The 16776-nt window shown below is 59.0% G+C and carries 16 protein-coding genes and 1 other annotated feature; of the genes, 10 read left to right on the top strand and 6 right to left on the bottom strand.

The features are described from left to right. Positions 1 to 6: 6 nt before the first annotated feature. A complete protein-coding gene (yjjX, locus tag ACJ8J4_RS15280; protein ID WP_004933015.1) occupies positions 7 to 525 on the bottom strand; it encodes an inosine/xanthosine triphosphatase in 519 nt (172 codons plus the stop codon). Positions 526 to 626: 101 nt separating this feature from the next. Between yjjX and gpmB the strand changes: the two genes are divergently transcribed. Beyond that, a complete protein-coding gene (gene gpmB, locus ACJ8J4_RS15275; RefSeq protein ID WP_025305227.1) occupies positions 627 to 1274 on the top strand; it encodes a 2,3-diphosphoglycerate-dependent phosphoglycerate mutase GpmB in 648 nt (215 codons plus the stop codon). Here the strand turns inward: gpmB and robA are convergent. Next, complete coding sequence (gene robA / locus ACJ8J4_RS15270; protein ID WP_025305228.1) at positions 1271 to 2140, bottom strand: MDR efflux pump AcrAB transcriptional activator RobA; 870 nt, start codon at positions 2138 to 2140, stop codon at positions 1271 to 1273. The genes gpmB and robA overlap by 4 nt on opposite strands. Positions 2141 to 2482: 342 nt before the next feature. Between robA and creA the strand changes: the two genes are divergently transcribed. Next, on the top strand, positions 2483 to 2962 hold the full coding sequence (gene creA, locus ACJ8J4_RS15265; RefSeq protein ID WP_004933005.1) for a protein CreA: 480 nt from the start codon (positions 2483 to 2485) through the stop codon (positions 2960 to 2962). A 52-nt stretch (positions 2963 to 3014) separates the two neighbouring features. Here the strand turns inward: creA and arcA are convergent, their stop codons facing one another. Further along, positions 3015 to 3731 carry a two-component system response regulator ArcA gene (arcA, locus tag ACJ8J4_RS15260; protein ID WP_025305229.1) on the bottom strand — a complete coding sequence of 239 codons (717 nt, stop codon included), beginning with the start codon at positions 3729 to 3731 and terminating at the stop codon, positions 3015 to 3017. Positions 3732 to 4360: 629 nt separating this feature from the next. Here arcA and ACJ8J4_RS15255 point away from each other — a divergent pair. The 5 genes from ACJ8J4_RS15255 (at position 4361) to thrC (ending at position 10092) form a co-directional block, all read left to right on the top strand. Then, complete coding sequence (locus ACJ8J4_RS15255; protein ID WP_043136020.1) at positions 4361 to 5047, top strand: tRNA/rRNA methyltransferase; 687 nt, start codon at positions 4361 to 4363, stop codon at positions 5045 to 5047. 194 nt (positions 5048 to 5241) lie between these two features. Further along, the gene (thrL, locus tag ACJ8J4_RS15250; RefSeq protein WP_071525951.1) at positions 5242 to 5328 is read left to right on the top strand and encodes a thr operon leader peptide; all 87 of its coding nucleotides are present in this window, start codon (positions 5242 to 5244) and stop codon (positions 5326 to 5328) included. Next, positions 5267 to 5384 (top strand) — a sequence feature (Thr leader region). Its footprint overlaps the gene before it by 62 nt. A gap of 24 nt (positions 5385 to 5408) precedes the next feature. After that, on the top strand, positions 5409 to 7868 hold the full coding sequence (gene thrA, locus ACJ8J4_RS15245) for a bifunctional aspartate kinase/homoserine dehydrogenase I (RefSeq protein ID WP_043136016.1): 2460 nt from the start codon (positions 5409 to 5411) through the stop codon (positions 7866 to 7868). A 1-nt stretch (position 7869) separates the two neighbouring features. Next, the gene (thrB, locus tag ACJ8J4_RS15240) at positions 7870 to 8799 is read left to right on the top strand and encodes a homoserine kinase (RefSeq protein ID WP_043136013.1); all 930 of its coding nucleotides are present in this window, start codon (positions 7870 to 7872) and stop codon (positions 8797 to 8799) included. Positions 8800 to 8802: 3 nt separating this feature from the next. Next, the gene (gene thrC, locus ACJ8J4_RS15235; protein WP_043136010.1) at positions 8803 to 10092 is read left to right on the top strand and encodes a threonine synthase; all 1290 of its coding nucleotides are present in this window, start codon (positions 8803 to 8805) and stop codon (positions 10090 to 10092) included. Positions 10093 to 10138: 46 nt separating this feature from the next. Here thrC and yaaA read toward each other — a convergent pair whose 3' ends face one another. Then, a complete protein-coding gene (yaaA, locus tag ACJ8J4_RS15230) occupies positions 10139 to 10915 on the bottom strand; it encodes a peroxide stress protein YaaA (RefSeq protein WP_043136008.1) in 777 nt (258 codons plus the stop codon). A gap of 106 nt (positions 10916 to 11021) precedes the next feature. Next, positions 11022 to 12458 carry an alanine/glycine:cation symporter family protein gene (locus tag ACJ8J4_RS15225; RefSeq protein WP_025301518.1) on the bottom strand — a complete coding sequence of 479 codons (1437 nt, stop codon included), beginning with the start codon at positions 12456 to 12458 and terminating at the stop codon, positions 11022 to 11024. A 383-nt stretch (positions 12459 to 12841) separates the two neighbouring features. On the opposite strand from ACJ8J4_RS15225, the gene tal reads away from it, so the two are divergent. The 3 genes from tal to ACJ8J4_RS15210 all read left to right on the top strand — a co-directional run bounded on the left by tal (position 12842) and on the right by ACJ8J4_RS15210 (position 15966). Beyond that, entirely contained in the window at positions 12842 to 13795 is a 954-nt protein-coding gene (tal, locus tag ACJ8J4_RS15220; protein WP_004932982.1) for a transaldolase, read from the top strand. A gap of 151 nt (positions 13796 to 13946) precedes the next feature. Further along, complete coding sequence (gene mog / locus ACJ8J4_RS15215; RefSeq protein WP_015376607.1) at positions 13947 to 14534, top strand: molybdopterin adenylyltransferase; 588 nt, start codon at positions 13947 to 13949, stop codon at positions 14532 to 14534. 124 nt (positions 14535 to 14658) lie between these two features. Continuing rightward, complete coding sequence (locus ACJ8J4_RS15210; RefSeq protein WP_049205425.1) at positions 14659 to 15966, top strand: MFS transporter; 1308 nt, start codon at positions 14659 to 14661, stop codon at positions 15964 to 15966. Between the two features lie 44 nt (positions 15967 to 16010). On the opposite strand, the gene satP is transcribed toward ACJ8J4_RS15210, so the two are convergent. Continuing rightward, entirely contained in the window at positions 16011 to 16610 is a 600-nt protein-coding gene (gene satP, locus ACJ8J4_RS15205) for an acetate uptake transporter (protein WP_025301520.1), read from the bottom strand. Positions 16611 to 16776: the final 166 nt, after the last annotated feature.

Below are 16776 nucleotides of genomic sequence, written 5' to 3'. Positions count from 1 at the left end.
TCAGCGTTATTGCTGATAGATGGCGTTGTGGAACGGCACCAGCGCCAGCAGCAGCGCCTGGTGGTAAACGCTGGTGCGGCTCAGCCGGCCGTCGGTGAAGACGCCGATGGCGCCGCCCTGACGTTTCACCTCGGCGTTGCCGGTGATCGCCGCCATTTCGCTGCCCAATTCGCGACCGGCGCGAATACCTTGTAAGATGACTTCCGGCAGCATCAGGCTCGCCGAGCGGGATTCGCCACGGATGTGCGGGTTCTCGATGGTCATCCAGGCGAAGGTCATATTCTCTTCAATCCCGGCTTCCACGCCGACCCAAAAATCGGCCTCGGGCCTGACCTGGCGCGCTTCCATGACGCGTTGACGCGAACCGGTGCGGGTTTCGTGGTTGCCTATCGGCTGCAGCGAGACGCCGCTGGCGACGTCAACGGATTCAATGCGGTATTGGCCCGCGCCAAAGACGTCATCGAAGGCGAGTTGAATAGCCTTGATCTTTGCCGGGTTGGTAGTTGCAGCGACAACATGGTACATAACGGGTTTGATATCCTTCTGGCCGATACGCCGGGCAGCGGCAAAAGCGCCGCCGGGCCGGGGATAAACGCAAATTTCACGCAGTATAACGGAAAACAAAAATGTTACAGGTATACCTCGTTCGCCATGGCGAAACGGAATGGAACGCGGCTCGCCGCATCCAGGGTCAGTCCGACAGCCCGTTAACCGCCATGGGTGAACACCAGGCCCGTCTGGTCGCCAGGCGGGTCAGCAAAGAAGGCATTACGCACATCATTACCAGCGATCTGGGGCGCACGCGCCGCACCGCGCAAATCATCGCCGAAGCCTGTGGCTGCGAAGTGATTGGCGATCCGCGTTTGCGTGAGCTGCACATGGGGGTTCTGGAAGAACGCCTGATCGACAGTTTGACGCCGCAGGAAGAGCAGTGGCGCAAACAGATGGTCGATGGTACTCCTGACGGCCGTATCCCTCAAGGCGAATCCATGGAGGAACTCGGCGAGCGCATGCGCGCCGCGCTGGAGAGCTGCCTGATGCTGCCGGAAGGCAGCAAGCCGCTGCTCGTCAGTCATGGCATCGCTTTGGGGTGTTTGATCAGTACGGTGCTGGGGCTGCCGGCCTATGCGGAACGCCGCTTGCGCTTGCGCAACTGCTCACTGTCGCGCGTCGATCATCAGCAGAGCCCGTGGCTGGCTTCCGGCTGGATCGTGGAAACGGCGGGCGATGTCACGCACCTGGACATGCCCGCGTTGGACGAACTGCAGCGTTAACGCCGAATCGGGATCAGGTAATCGCACTTGATCTCGATAGGCGCCTGATGCGGACGGCGCTCGCCTTTCGGGTAGAAGCGTTCGATGTCGTGCCCTTTGCGGCGCGTCAGCTGGAGCGCCGGCAGGCAGGTGCCGTACACCGTCAGAATAAAGTCTTGCAGGTTCTCGGTTGGCCCTTCGTAGCTGAACATCGCAAACTCACCGCCCGGCAACACCAGCGGCTGGCCTTCCTGTACCTTGTCAGGCACCTGATCCGGCTCCAGCGCCGTGGTATACAGCACTTCCTGTTCGTCGTCCTTCTCCTGGCTTGGGCGCGAGTGGTGCAGCCCGTACAGCACCGGCGGCAGGGTTTCGACGTCACCGAGGAACTGACGCCAGAACTGCGAGCGCAGTTCAGTGCGCACGGTGGTGATCTGTTCCAGCGTACAGGAGTAGCTTTGGGTCAGGCCGACCAGGTGTTTGTCTGGCAGCGAGACGAATTCCGGCTGCGGCAGAGTGAAGGCCCCCAGACGGATCGGCGGACAGATGCCGAACGCATTCCAGTCCTCGGCGCGGCGGTACAGCGCCGGCGTTTGCGCAAACTGTTTTTTGAAGGCGCGGGTGAAGGTCTGCTGCGAGTCGAAACGATATTGCAGGGCGATATCCAAAATCGGCCGGCTGGTCAGACGCAGCGCGACGGCGGCTTTGGACAGTCTCCTTGCCCGGATGTAAGCACCGATGGCATTACCGGTAATATCTTTGAACATCCGTTGCAGATGCCATTTGGAGTAGCCGGCCTTGGCCGCCACGTTATCCAGCGACAAGGGTTGGTCCAAATGGCTTTCCAGCCAGCTAAGCAGATCACGAATGATACCGGCTTGATCCATAGATCTTCCTCGTAAAGCTTGGGGGTAGGAACCCGAACTGTTGATTCGTCACGCTGGTGCTGCGCTATCAGACCGATCCATGAGCCATTATGCGTTGCACTCTTTGCCTCTGCTGCGCATGCCGCGCCAGAGTTGGATTGGGGTACACCGTAGTGGGCGCAAAGAAATAACGACGCCGCATCATAGCAACTTTTTTACTCCGCGACTCTCAAAGATTTTTGTCACGCTCTGTGCTAAAACGGACGGTGCGGACCCGTATAAAACCGATTCCGTGAGCTTAGACATAAATAATGGCGATCGCCGAACCTATTTTTGCGGCAAGGTTATATCGGAGTTAAGTAAATGAAAAAAAGCTGGATATTTTTATTCGGTTTGGTTTGCGCAACCGTGGGAAGCGCACAGGCGGAGCAAGTGGGCTCCGTTGATACGGTGTTTAAATTGTTGGGGCCGGACCACAAAATCGTGGTCGAAGCGTTCGACGATCCGGATGTTAAAAATGTAACTTGTTATATCAGCCGCGCCAAAACCGGCGGTATCAAAGGCGGCCTGGGGCTGGCGGAAGACACCGCCGACGCGGCCATTTCCTGCCAGCAGGTCGGGCCTATAGAGCTGAGCGACAAGATCAAAAACGGCAAGGCGGAAGGCGATGTGGTGTTCCAGAAACGCACTTCGCTGGTGTTCAAGAAGCTGCAGGTGGTGCGCTTCTACGACGCCAAGCGCAATTCACTGATCTACCTGAGCTATTCCGACAAGGTGATCGATGGCTCGCCGAAAAATGCGCTGAGCGCGGTGCCGATCATGCCGTGGGCTGAGACGAAATAAAAAAAACGGGGTTCAGCATGCTGAACCCCGTTTTCATGACGGCAGGCGGGAGTTACTCTTCCAGCTCGCCGCAGAAGCGGTAGCCTTCGCCGTGAATGGTGGCGATGATTTCCGGCGTGTCCGGCGTCGATTCGAAGTGTTTGCGAATGCGACGGATGGTGACGTCCACGGTGCGGTCATGTGGCTTCAGTTCGCGACCGGTCATCTTCTTCAGCAGTTCGCCGCGGGATTGGATCTTGCCCGGGTTTTCGCAGAAGTGCAGCATGGCGCGGAATTCACTGCGCGGCAGTTTGTACTGTTCGCCGGCCGGGCTGATCAGCGAGCGGCTGTTGATGTCCAGTTCCCACCCGTTGAACTTGTAGCTCTCGACCAGGCGGCGCTCTTCGCCCAGGCTGCCCAGATTCATGGTGCGCGACAGCAGGTTACGTGCGCGGATAGTCAGCTCACGCGGGTTGAACGGCTTGGTGATGTAATCGTCGGCGCCGATTTCCAGGCCGAGGATCTTATCCACTTCGTTATCGCGGCCGGTCAGGAACATCAAGGCGACGCTGGCCTGTTCACGCAGTTCGCGCGCCAACAGCAGGCCGTTTTTGCCTGGCAGGTTGATGTCCATGATGACCAGATTGATATCATTTTCAGACAGGATATTGTGCATCTCTGCACCATCATTGGCTTCATGAACAATGTAGCCTTCCGCCTCGAAAATGCTCTTCAGGGTGTTACGAGTGACTAACTCGTCTTCGACAATCAGAATGTGCGGGGTCTGCATATTTGCTACCTAAAATTGCCAACAAAATAGAAAATAGGAAGTACAGAAGTCTCTGTTTTCTTAGAGGAGGGCAGAGATAGCGCCACGTTCCCTCTCAGCAAATGACTAAAGTACGTAAACTCGTTCTTGATGCACTTTCCATCTCATGTCAACAAGATCGCTAGCCTGGTGGGGATGCTGTTCCCTACAACCCCTGGGGTGCCAAATCGGCGCATATCCTAACCCCATTAACAGCAATATAACAGCGCGTGCCGAATTCATCACCCAACAAAACTACGCTTTGTTGACATATATCAAATTCAATTGTAGCACGTTAACAGATTTGTGAAAAACACTTACAGAAATGCCAGTTTAAGTCACAGAACCTCAAATTCTGTGAACGATTCAGCATTATCGGGCCCGATAGGATACAATTATTCGCTTATTGATCATCGTCTTGTTTTAACTCATTGATAAATAAATACAGTAAAACATAAGCATGAATAATGACTGTTACGGCGGATTTATTAGCTCAACGAGCCGTTTAATCTTGTTTGTTGCTATTAACGCGTTTATTGTTACGCAATTGTAAATATAAGCGGGCGCTGCGATACCGTCAAAAGCGCAGGCCCGCCTTCGGTGGAAGAGTGATGCAGCTTCATATTGTTTTAGTGGCTCCGGCGCGGCCGGAAAACGTCGGCGCGGCGGCGCGCGCGATGAAAACCATGGGCTTCGCTTCGTTGCGCATCGTCGACAGCGAGGCGCACCTGCAGCCGGCTGCACGCTGGGTGGCACACGGGGCCGGCGAGATCCTCGACGGCGTGCAAACGTTCGCCACGTTGGAACAGGCGCTGGCGGATGTAGACTTCACGGTCGCCACCACCGCCCGCAGCCGCGCGCGTTTTCACTACTACTGCACGCCGCCTGAGCTGCTGGAACAGCTGAGTGAGCGTAAGCAGTGGGTCGGCCAGGCCGCGCTGGTGTTCGGCCGCGAAGATTCCGGCCTGACCAACGAAGAGCTGGCGCTGGCAGATTTGCTGACCGGCGTGCCGATGCAGGCGGACTACCCGTCGCTTAACCTGGGCCAGGCGGTGATGGTGTACTGCTACCAGTTGGCGAGCCTGATGGGCGTCAGCACGCCGCAGGAAAAGGTGGCGTCGGAAGGGCCACTCAAAGCGCTGCGCCACCGCGCCGATGCCTTGTTGAACGCTTTGGATGTCGGCGATGACCAAAAATTGCGCGATTGGCTGCATCAGCGCCTCGGGGCGTTGCAACAGCGAGACACGGCGATGTTGCATACGCTGCTGCACGACATCGAAAAAAAACTCGCCAAGTGATAGCGGCTCCATCAGACGGTTACCCAGCGTGATCCACTAGTAAATCGGCTTTAAGTTGTTTTTTTGTTCTGTCGTTTTGCTTTTCACCTCCGATATCGCGCAATGTCGCCGCTGAACGGAAAATAAGCAAAAAAAAGAAATAGTTTGACTTGGGATAGCGATTGCTTTAACCAATAGAGGGGACAGAGTATTTCATGAGACAGACAGACAACATGCGCAACATCAGCCTGAAAACCACAATTATTACCACCACCGATACCACAGGTAACGGGGCGGGCTGACGCGCACAGGAAACACAGAAAAAAGCCCGCACCTAATCAGTGCGGGCTTTTTTTTCGGCTTAAATTCGGAGAGATGACACATGCGAGTGCTGAAATTTGGCGGAACCTCGGTAGCGAATGCGGAACGTTTTCTGCGCGTCGCCGACATCATGGAGAGTAACGCGCGTCAGGGACAGGTAGCCACGGTCTTGTCCGCCCCCGCAAAGATCACCAACCATCTGGTGGCGATGATCGACAAGACGGTGGCGGGTCAGGACATTCTGCCGAATATCAGCGACGCCGAGCGGATCTTTGCCGATCTGCTGAGCGGCCTGGCGCAGGCGCTGCCGGGCTTTGAATACGATCGCCTGAAAGGCGTGGTCGATCAGGAGTTCGCGCAACTCAAGCAGGTGCTGCACGGTGTCTCGCTGTTGGGGCAGTGCCCGGACAGCGTGAACGCGGCGATCATCTGCCGCGGCGAAAAACTCTCCATCGCCATCATGGAAGGGGTGTTCCGCGCCAAGGGCTATCCGGTCACGGTGATCAACCCGGTGGAGAAGCTGCTGGCGCAGGGCCACTACCTGGAGTCTACCGTGGACATCGCCGAGTCCACGCTGCGCATCGCCGCAGCGGCGATCCCGGCCGACCACATCGTGCTGATGGCCGGTTTCACCGCCGGTAACGACAAGGGCGAGCTGGTGGTGTTGGGCCGCAACGGCTCCGACTATTCCGCCGCGGTGCTGGCCGCCTGCCTACGCGCCGACTGTTGCGAAATCTGGACCGACGTCGACGGCGTGTATACCTGCGATCCGCGCACCGTACCGGACGCCAGGCTGCTGAAATCGATGTCGTACCAGGAGGCGATGGAGCTCTCCTACTTCGGCGCCAAAGTGCTGCATCCTCGCACCATCACGCCGATTGCCCAGTTCCAAATCCCTTGCCTGATTAAAAACACCTCTAACCCGCAAGCCCCCGGCACGCTGATCGGTAAAGACAGCACCGATGACGCGATGCCGGTCAAAGGCATTACCAACCTGAACAACATGGCGATGATCAACGTCTCCGGCCCGGGCATGAAAGGCATGGTCGGCATGGCCGCGCGGGTGTTCGCCGTGATGTCGCGCGCCGGCATTTCGGTGGTGTTGATCACCCAATCCTCTTCCGAATACAGCATCAGCTTCTGCGTGCCGCAGGGTGAACTGCAGCGCGCCCGCCGGGCGCTGGAGGAGGAGTTCTACCTGGAGCTGAAAGACGGCGTGCTGGATCCGCTGGACGTCATGGAACGCCTGGCGATCATCTCGGTGGTCGGTGACGGCATGCGCACCCTGCGTGGCATCTCCGCGCGCTTCTTCTCCGCGCTGGCGCGCGCCAACATCAATATCGTCGCTATCGCCCAGGGCTCTTCCGAGCGTTCAATTTCGGTGGTGGTCAGCAATGATTCCGCCACCACCGGCGTGCGCGTTAGCCACCAGATGCTGTTCAACACCGATCAGGTGATCGAAGTGTTCGTCATCGGCGTCGGCGGCGTCGGCGGGGCGCTGATCGAGCAAGTCTACCGCCAGCAGCCGTGGCTGAAGCAAAAACATATCGATCTGCGGGTGTGCGGCATCGCCAACTCGCGCGTGATGCTGACCAACGTGCACGGCATCGCGCTGGACAGCTGGCGCGACGAGCTGGCCGGCGCGCAGGAGCCGTTCAATCTCGGCCGCCTGATCCGGCTGGTGAAGGAGTATCATCTGCTGAACCCGGTGATCGTCGACTGTACCTCCAGCCAGGCGGTGGCCGATCAATACGTGGACTTCCTGGCGGACGGTTTCCACGTGGTGACGCCGAACAAAAAGGCCAACACCTCGTCGATGAACTATTATCAGCAACTGCGCGCGGCCGCTGCCGGTTCGCACCGCAAGTTCCTCTATGACACCAACGTCGGCGCCGGTCTGCCGGTGATTGAGAACCTGCAAAACCTGCTGAACGCCGGCGATGAGCTGGTGCGCTTCTCCGGCATCCTGTCCGGGTCGCTGTCCTTTATCTTCGGCAAGCTGGACGAAGGGATGTCGCTGTCGGCTGCGACCCTGCAGGCCAGGGCCAACGGCTACACCGAACCGGATCCGCGCGACGACCTGTCCGGTATGGACGTGGCGCGCAAGCTGCTGATCCTGGCGCGCGAGGCCGGTTACAAACTGGAACTGAGCGATATCGAGGTTGAGGCGGTGCTGCCGCCGTCCTTCGACGCGTCGGGCGATGTGGATCAGTTCCTGGCGCGGCTGCCGGAGCTGGATAAAGAATTCGCGCGCAACGTGGCCAACGCCGCCGAGCAAGGCAAGGTGCTGCGCTATGTCGGCCTGATCGACGAAGGGCGCTGCAAGGTGCGCATCGAGGCGGTGGACGGCAACGATCCGTTGTATAAAGTGAAGAACGGCGAGAACGCGCTGGCCTTCTACAGCCGCTATTATCAGCCGCTGCCGCTGGTGCTGCGCGGCTACGGCGCCGGTAACGATGTGACCGCAGCGGGCGTGTTTGCCGATCTGCTGCGCACACTGTCATGGAAGTTGGGAGTTTAATATGGTTAAGGTGTATGCACCGGCCTCGATCGGTAACGTCAGCGTCGGTTTCGATGTGTTGGGCGCGGCGGTTTCGCCGATCGACGGCACGCTGCTGGGCGACTGCGTCAGCGTCGAAGCCGCCGAAACGTTCACTTTGCAGAATGCCGGGCGCTTCGTCAGCAAGCTGCCGGCCGAGCCGAAAGAGAACATCGTTTATCAATGCTGGGAGCGTTTCTGCCAGGAGATCGGCCGCGAAGTGCCGGTGGCGATGCGGTTGGAAAAGAACATGCCGATCGGATCGGGGCTGGGTTCCAGCGCCTGTTCGGTGGTGGCTGGGCTGATGGCGATGAACGAATTCTGCGATCGGCCGCTGGATAAAATGACGCTGCTCGGCCTGATGGGCGAGCTGGAAGGGCGCATTTCCGGCAGCGTGCATTACGACAACGTGGCGCCATGCTATTTGGGTGGCCTGCAGCTGATGCTGGAAGAAGAAGGCATCATCAGCCAGGAGGTGCCGTGCTTCGACGATTGGCTGTGGGTCATGGCCTATCCCGGCATCAAGGTGTCCACCGCCGAAGCGCGCGCCATTTTACCCGCACAATACCGTCGTCAGGATTGTATCAGCCACGGCCGCTACCTGGCCGGCTTTATTCACTCCTGCCACACCCGGCAGCCTCAGCTGGCCGCCAAATTAATGCAGGACGTGATCGCTGAACCGTACCGCACCCGGCTGTTGCCGGGCTTCGCCGAAGCGCGCAAGGCGGCGCAGGACATCGGCGCGCTGGCCTGCGGCATCTCCGGCTCCGGCCCGACGCTGTTCGCCGTCTGCAACGACGGCGCCACCGCGCAACGCATGGCCGCCTGGCTGCAACAACACTATCTGCAAAACGACGAAGGTTTTGTTCATATTTGCCGTCTGGATACCGCAGGCGCTCGACTACTGGGATAACGCATGAAACTGTACAACCTTAAGGATCACAACGAGCAGGTCAGCTTCGCGCAGGCGATCAAACAAGGCCTGGGCAAGCAGCAGGGGCTGTTTTTCCCGCTGGAGTTGCCGGCGTTCGAACTGACCGAGATCGACCAGCTGCTGGAGCAGGATTTTGTCACCCGCAGCAGCCGCATTCTGTCGGCCTTTATCGGCGAAGAGGTGCCGGAAGCGGCGCTGAAGAAACGCGTACAGGCCGCCTTTGAGTTCCCGGCGCCGGTGGCGAAAGTGACGGAAGACGTCTCCTGCCTGGAGCTGTTCCACGGCCCGACGCTGGCGTTCAAAGACTTTGGAGGCCGCTTTATGGCGCAGATGCTGGCGGAAGTGGCCGGCGATCAGCCGGTGACCATTTTGACCGCCACCTCCGGCGACACCGGCGCCGCCGTGGCACACGCCTTCTACGGCCTGAAAAACGTCCGGGTGGTGATCCTGTATCCGCAGGGCAAAATCAGCCCGCTGCAGGAAAAGCTGTTCTGCACCCTGGGCGGCAACATTCATACCGTGGCGATCGACGGCGACTTCGACGCCTGTCAGGCGCTGGTGAAGCAGGCGTTCGACGATCAGGAGTTGAAAGATGCGCTACACCTGAACTCGGCCAACTCGATCAACATCAGCCGCTTGCTGGCGCAGATCTGTTACTACTTCGAAGCGGTGGCGCAGCTGCCGCAGGAAGCGCGCAATCAGCTGGTCATTTCGGTGCCGAGCGGCAACTTCGGCGATCTGACCGCCGGGCTGCTGGCCAAGTCGCTGGGTCTGCCGGTGAAGCGCTTCATCGCCGCCACCAACGCCAACGACACCGTGCCGCGCTTCCTGACCAGCGGCCAGTGGCAGCCGCACGCTACGGTCGCGACGCTGTCCAACGCCATGGACGTCAGCCAGCCAAACAACTGGCCGCGCGTGGAAGAGCTGTTCCGTCGTAAGGTCTGGCAACTGAAAGAGCTGGGTCACGCGGCGGTCAGCGATGAGACCACCAGGGAAACGATGCGTGAACTGGCCGAGCTGGGCTATATCTCAGAACCACACGCGGCCATTGCCTATCGCGCGCTGCGCGATCAGCTGCAGGAAGGAGAGTTTGGCCTGTTCCTCGGTACCGCGCATCCGGCCAAGTTTAAAGAGAGCGTAGAAGCGATCCTCGGCCAGGAACTGCCGTTGCCGAAAGCGCTGGCGCTGCGGGCCGATCTGCCGCTGCTGTCGCACTCGCTGCCGGCCAATTTCGGCGAGCTGCGCAAGTTCCTGATGGGACTGCCGGCCTGAAGTTCAGCAGGCTAAAATGCGAAAAGCCGTCTTGCGACGGCTTTTTTTATGCCTGCTCCGGGCGTTTGAACACCAGTTCATTACCCTGCGAGGCGGCTTCGTCGAAGGCGTAGCCTTCCAGGTTGAAGTCCACCAGCTGTTCGCTACGCGTCAGGCGATTTTTGATGATAAAGCGGCTCATCAACCCGCGCGCTTTCTTGGCGTAGAAACTGATGACCTTGTACTTGCCGTTCTTCTCGTCGAGGAACACCGGTTTGATCAGCGCGCCGTGCAGTTTGGCCGGCTTCACCGCCTTGAAATACTCGTCGGACGCCAGATTGACCACCACGTCATCGCCCTGTTGCTCCAGCGCTTCGTTGAGCTTTTTGGTGATCTGATCGCCCCAGAAGCTGTACAGGTCTTTGCCCTTCGGGTTTTCCAGCTTGATGCCCATCTCCAGCCGGTACGGCATCATCAGATCGAGCGGGCGCAGCACGCCATACAGGCCGGACAGCATGCGCAGATGCTGCTGGGCGAAGTCGAAATCGGCTTCGTTGAAATCCTGCGCCTGCAGGCCGGTGTAAACGTCTCCCTTGAACGCCAGCAGCGCCTGACGGGCATTGTCCGGGGTAAATGTCGGCTGCCACTCGCTAAAGCGCGCGGCGTTCAGCCCGGCCAGCTTGTCGCTGATGCTCATCAGGCTGGCGATTTGCGCCGGCGTCAGCTCGCGGCAAATTTTGATCAGCTGTTTCGACTTGTCCAGCAGTTCGGGCTGCGTGAAGCGTTCTGTCGCCAGCGGGCTTTCGTAATCGAGCGTTTTTGCAGGGGAAATAATAACGAGCATGGCCAGATCCTGTTTATCCAAGTGCGGATACTGTAGCAAAAAGCGCGGGAAAAAGGGGCAATCGGTCCAATAGGCCGGGGCGCGTATCGCAGGCGCCCCGGAAAACTCAGCGCGGCGGCTTTTGGTCGTCCCACACGCCCGGCTCCAGCTGCGACTTCAGCTCCGGATAACGGGTGGCGTCGAAGGTTGGCAGCTTGCCCAGGCGGCGTTGGCGATGGTAGTCGTCGGCCAGTTTCAGCGCCACCCGCGACAGCAGCAGGATCGCCGTCAGGTTGGTGATCGCCATCAGGGCCATGGAGGTATCTGCCATTTTCCACACCAGCGGCAGCTCCGCCAGCGCGCCGAACATCACCATGCCCAGCGCCACGCAGCGGAAAATCAGCAGGCCGCCCGGGTGGTTGTGCTCGAGGAACACCAGGTTGCTCTCGGCATAGGCATAGTTGGCGATGATCGAGGTGAAGGCGAAGAAGAAGATGGCGATGGCGACGAACGGTGCCCCCCAACTGCCGACGGCGGTTGACAGCGCGCGCTGGGTCAGATCGATGCCGCTGATGCTGTCGGTCGGCTGATCGAGTATGCCGGAAGAGAGGATGATCGCCGCGGTGGCGCTGCAGATGACGATGGTATCGATAAACACCCCGAGCATTTGCACATAACCTTGCGAAGCCGGATGCGGCGGATAAGGCGAGGCGGACGCCGCCGCGTTGGGCGCCGAGCCCATGCCGGCTTCGTTGGAGAACAGGCCACGCTGCACGCCCTGAGTCATCGCCTGGGAAATACCGTAACCGACGGCGCCGGCCGCGGCTTCCTGCAGGCCGAAGGCGCTTTTGAAGATCAGCGCCAGGATCGCCGGCATGTGTTCGATGTTATGGCCAATCACCCAGAGAGCCAACAGCAGGTAGGCGCCGGCCATCAGCGGCACCACCAGTTCGGCCACTTTGGCGATGGAACGGATGCCGCCGAAGATCACCACGCCGCTCAGCAACACCAGGCCGATGCCGACGTGCAGCGGCTGCAAATGGAAGGCGACGGCGGAGGCCTGGGCGATGGAGTTGGCCTGCACGGCGTTGAATACCAGGCCGAACGCGATGATCAGGAAGATGGAGAACAGCACGCCCATCCAGCGCATGCCGAGACCTTTTTCCATGTAATAGGCCGGGCCACCGCGGTAGTTGCCGTTATCGTCTTTGGTTTTGTAGAGCTGAGCCAGCGAGCTTTCCACAAAGGAGGTGGCCATGCCGATAAACGCCACCACCCACATCCAGAAGATGGCGCCGGGGCCGCCGGCGGTGAGGGCAATGGCGACGCCGGTCAGGTTACCGGTGCCGACGCGCGCCGCCAGCGTGGTACAGAGCGCCTGAAAAGAGGAGATGCCGGCGCTGTCGCTTTTATTGCTGTTTTTCAACACCGAGAACATGTGGCTGAAGTGGCGAAGCTGGATAAAGCGGGTACGCAACGTGAAGTAGATGCCGGTGCCGAGCAACAGATAAATCAGCACTGACCCCCACAAAATGTTGTTTATAAAATTCATCAGGTCCGTCAAGGGATCCCTCCTCTTATCGAAATGTCATGCGCACCTGGCAGCATCCACCGCAGGTGAAAAACATTGGCCTATTTTTTACAAGAGCTTAGCTGGAATCGGTCCGGCGTCAGTCGATTAAGATTTTTCGCAGATTAGCGGACGAATTGCATCAATTTTTTCGAATTTAACATAATTTATTCGGGCGATAGCACGTTATTGCCTTCCCATCCGCTCGGTTATGGCGAAAGATATCGGCGTAAACGGTTGCTCGCCCAAGGATAAAACAGATGCTTGCGCGCCGCGGTTTTCCAGCCTTGCGCCGGGCTTGGCGCATGTTATTATCAGGGCAGGGCATGGTTGAACAATGCCAAAAGTTCATGCACAAACGATGAGATAATGCCAACATGACCGACAAATTAACTTCCCTGCGCCAGCTGACTACAGTGGTTGCAGATACGGGTGATATCGCGGCAATGAAGCTGTATCAACCGCAGGACGCCACAACCAACCCTTCGCTGATCCTCAATGCAGCCCAAATTCCTGAATACCGCAAACTGATTGACGAAGCCATCGCCTGGGCGCGCGGCCAGAGCAGCGATCGCGAGCAGCAGATCGCCGACGCCGCCGACAAGCTGGCAGTCAACATCGGTCTGGAGATCCTCAAACTGGTTCCGGGCCGCATCTCCACCGAGGTTGACGCGCGTCTGTCTTACGACACCGTTGCCAGCGTGGCCAAGGCCAAGCGCCTGATCAAGCTGTACAACGAAGCCGGCATCAGCAACGATCGCATTCTGATCAAACTGGCCTCGACCTGGCAGGGCATCCGCGCGGCGGAGCAGCTGGAGAAAGAAGGCATCAACTGTAACCTGACGCTGCTGTTCTCCTTCGCTCAGGCTCGCGCCTGTGCCGAAGCCGGCGTTTACCTGATCTCGCCGTTCGTTGGCCGTATCCTCGACTGGTACAAAGCCAACGGCGACAAGAAAGAGTTCGCCCCGCACGAAGATCCGGGCGTGATCTCCGTGACCGAAATTTACCAGTACTACAAACAGCACGGTTACAACACCGTGGTGATGGGCGCCAGCTTCCGTAACGTCGGCGAAATCATCGAACTGGCCGGCTGCGACCGCCTGACCATCGCGCCTGCGCTGCTGAAAGAGCTGGCGGAGAGCGAAGGCGCGCTGGAGCGCAAACTGTCTTACACCGGTGAAGTGAAGGCGCGTCCTGCCGCACTGACCGAACCTGAGTTCTACTGGCAGCACAACCAGGATCCGATGGCGGTTGAGAAACTGACCGACGGCATCCGCAAGTTCGCCGTAGACCAGGGTAAACTGGAAAAAATGATCGCCGACCTGCTGTAATTCCTGCAGATCGCGCAGTAAAAAGGTGGCTCAGGCCACCTTTTTTTATGCCCGACGCTCCCGCCGGCGGGGGAAGCCCTTATACTCTCGGCAATGACAACAGAACGGGAGACGAACCCGTTCGGACCCCATCAGGCTGTAGAGGTTACGCATGGATATTTTACGTATTGGTTTGGTTTCCGTTTCTGACCGCGCTTCCGGCGGCGTTTACCAGGATAAAGGCATTCCGGCGCTGGAGGAGTGGCTGGCCGGCGCGCTGGCGACGCCGTTCAAGCTGGAAACCCGGCTGATCCCCGATGAGCAGACGCAAATTGAACAAACGCTGTGTGAGTTGGTGGACGAAATGGGCTGCCATCTGGTGCTGACCACCGGCGGCACCGGGCCGGCGCGTCGCGACGTCACCCCCGACGCCACGCTGGCGATCGCCGATCGCGTGATGCCCGGCTTCGGCGAGCAAATGCGTCAGATCAGCCTACACTATGTGCCAACGGCAATTCTTTCTCGCCAGGTGGGAGCGATCCGCAAGCAGGCGCTGATCATCAACTTGCCCGGCCAACCGAAGTCGATCAAAGAAACGCTGGAAGGGGTAAAGGATGAGCAGGGCAATGCGGTGGTGCACGGCATCTTCGCCAGCGTGCCTTATTGCATTCAACTGCTCGACGGGCCTTACGTCGAAACGCACGCCGCGGTGGTAGCAGCATTTCGGCCAAAGAGCGCGCGTCGCGAGATAAACCTCTAAATTTCAGCGTTCTGCGAGATCGGCTTCAGCCCGTCTGGTGTGAAAATAATTTGCCGTTATAGTAAGGATTCTTTTACAGAAAGCCTGCGGCTTTTATTTTTACAGCCTTTACCGACGGTGCCCTATGCCTCACGACAATAATCGCCGGCTGAACCGGCAAGACTACAAAACGCTGACGTTGGCCGCGTTGGGCGGCGCGCTGGAGTTTTACGACTTCATCATCTTCGTGTTCTTCGCCGCCGTGGTCGGCGATCTGTTCTTCCCGGCGGACATGCCGGAGTGGCTGCGGCTGGTGCAAACCTTCGGCATCTTCGCCGCCGGCTATCTTGCCCGCCCGCTGGGCGGCATCGTGATGGCGCACTTCGGCGATCTGGTCGGCCGCAAAAAGATGTTTACCCTGAGCATTCTGCTGATGGCGTTGCCGACGTTGGCGATGGGTCTGCTGCCGACCTACGCCAGCATCGGCATCGCCGCGCCGCTGCTGCTGCTGTTGATGCGCGTGCTGCAAGGCGCGGCGATCGGCGGTGAGGTGCCGGGCGCCTGGGTCTTCGTCGCCGAACACGTGCCGCGCCGGCGCATCGGTTTCGCCTGCGGTACGCTGACCGCCGGGTTGACGGTAGGCATCTTGCTGGGTTCGGTGGTGGCGACGGTGATCAACACCACGCTTAGCCCGCAGAGCATCGCCGGTGGCGGCTGGCGTATTCCTTTCCTGTTGGGTGGCATGTTCGGCTTGGTGGCGATGTACCTGCGCCGCTGGCTGCAGGAAACGCCAATCTTTATCGAGATGCAGGCGCGTAAAGCGCTGGCCGAAGAGCTGCCGCTGAAATCGGTGGTGCTCAATCACAAACGGGAAGTGGTGGTGTCGATGCTGCTGACCTGGTTGCTCTCTGCGGGTATCGTGGTGGTGATCCTGATGACCCCAACCTATCTGCAAAAACAGTTCGCCATTGCGCCGGCTTTGACGCTGCAGGCCAACAGTATCGCCACCATCATGCTGATCGCCGGCTGCATTGTCGCCGGTTTGTCGGCCGATCGCTTCGGCGCCAGCAAAACGCTGGTGGTCGGCAGTGTGCTGCTGGCTGGCTGCAGCTGGCTGTTCTATCAAACGGTGGGTGTGCGCCCGGAAATGTTGTTCGCCTGCTATGCGCTGGTGGGCTTCAGCGTAGGCGTGGTGGGGGCCGTGCCGTATGTGATGGTGCGGGCCTTCCCGGCGGAAGTGCGGTTTACCGGCATCTCGTTCTCATATAACGTCTCGTACGCTATTTTTGGCGGTTTAACCCCTATTTTTGTGACGCTGATCATGAAATTGACCCCGTTAGCGCCCGCTTACTATGTGCTGGCGCTGTCGCTCATCGGGCTGCTGCTCGGCGTCTACCTGCATCGCGACCTGAACAGCGAAGCCGGCGAGCGGCGAGCCGATTCCTACAGCTAAAAAAAAGCCCTGCACTGCAGGGCTTTTTCGTCAGGGAAGGGCGATTACGCCGTGACCGGCGAGGCCGCGACGCGGGCCGGAGCCGGCTCGCCAATTGGCAGCACGGTGCGGCCGTATTGCTCGTTGAGCACTTCGGCCATCGCCAGGTAAATGGCGCTGGCACCGCAGATGATGCCCTCATAACCGGCGAAGGTCAGCAGTGCGTGGTTGCCGGTGATATTGCCGACGGCCAGCAAGGCGAACAGCAGCGTGAGGCTGGCGAACACGAACTGCAGCACGCGGTTGGCGGCCAGGGTGCCGAAGAACATGAACAGGGTGAAGACGCCCCACAGCGCCAGGTAGATGCCCAGCACGTGCGCCTCGGTGGCTTCAGCCAGGCCCAGACGCGGCAGCAGCAGCAGGCCGACCAGGCTCAGCCAGAAGCTGCCGTAGGCGGTGAACGCCGTCATGCCGAAGGTGTTGCCCTTCTTGTACTCCAGCAGACCGGCCAGGATCTGGGCCAGGCCACCGAAGAAAATCCCCATGCTGATGATGGCGGAGTTCAGTGGGAAAAAGCCCGCGTTGTGCAGGTTCAGCAAGACGGTGGTCATCCCGAAGCCCATCAGGCCGAGAGGGCCGGGATTCGCCAACTTGTTGGTGTGCATAAGTCCTCTGCGATAACAGAAAATTAACGGAAACAGCGAAGTAAAATCATAAATGGTCTGAATGGCCAAAAAATCGAAGTTTTCCACCAGAGCGCGCGCATCATAATGATCCCCGCAGCCGGAAACAATGATCTGAATGACGATAAAAAAAGAAATTTTTTTCGCC

It is taken from the genome of Serratia sp. CY47280, from assembly GCF_052168655.1.
Classification (GTDB): Bacteria; Pseudomonadota; Gammaproteobacteria; order Enterobacterales; family Enterobacteriaceae; genus Serratia; species Serratia bockelmannii.
The sequence above is the reverse complement of the archived record's forward strand: the minus strand, read 5'-3'. Positions and strand labels throughout refer to the sequence as shown.

Coding starts and splice junctions, on each gene's coding strand:
- yjjX (WP_004933015.1), bottom strand. CDS start 525: ATGTACCATGTTGTCGCTGCAACTACCAACCCGGCAAAGATCAAGGCT.
- gpmB (WP_025305227.1), top strand. CDS start 627: ATGTTACAGGTATACCTCGTTCGCCATGGCGAAACGGAATGGAACGCG.
- robA (WP_025305228.1), bottom strand. CDS start 2,140: ATGGATCAAGCCGGTATCATTCGTGATCTGCTTAGCTGGCTGGAAAGC.
- creA (WP_004933005.1), top strand. CDS start 2,483: ATGAAAAAAAGCTGGATATTTTTATTCGGTTTGGTTTGCGCAACCGTG.
- arcA (WP_025305229.1), bottom strand. CDS start 3,731: ATGCAGACCCCGCACATTCTGATTGTCGAAGACGAGTTAGTCACTCGT.
- ACJ8J4_RS15255 (WP_043136020.1), top strand. CDS start 4,361: ATGCAGCTTCATATTGTTTTAGTGGCTCCGGCGCGGCCGGAAAACGTC.
- thrL (WP_071525951.1), top strand. CDS start 5,242: ATGAGACAGACAGACAACATGCGCAACATCAGCCTGAAAACCACAATT.
- thrA (WP_043136016.1), top strand. CDS start 5,409: ATGCGAGTGCTGAAATTTGGCGGAACCTCGGTAGCGAATGCGGAACGT.
- thrB (WP_043136013.1), top strand. CDS start 7,870: ATGGTTAAGGTGTATGCACCGGCCTCGATCGGTAACGTCAGCGTCGGT.
- thrC (WP_043136010.1), top strand. CDS start 8,803: ATGAAACTGTACAACCTTAAGGATCACAACGAGCAGGTCAGCTTCGCG.
- yaaA (WP_043136008.1), bottom strand. CDS start 10,915: ATGCTCGTTATTATTTCCCCTGCAAAAACGCTCGATTACGAAAGCCCG.
- tal (WP_004932982.1), top strand. CDS start 12,842: ATGACCGACAAATTAACTTCCCTGCGCCAGCTGACTACAGTGGTTGCA.
- mog (WP_015376607.1), top strand. CDS start 13,947: ATGGATATTTTACGTATTGGTTTGGTTTCCGTTTCTGACCGCGCTTCC.
- ACJ8J4_RS15210 (WP_049205425.1), top strand. CDS start 14,659: ATGCCTCACGACAATAATCGCCGGCTGAACCGGCAAGACTACAAAACG.
- satP (WP_025301520.1), bottom strand. CDS start 16,610: ATGCACACCAACAAGTTGGCGAATCCCGGCCCTCTCGGCCTGATGGGC.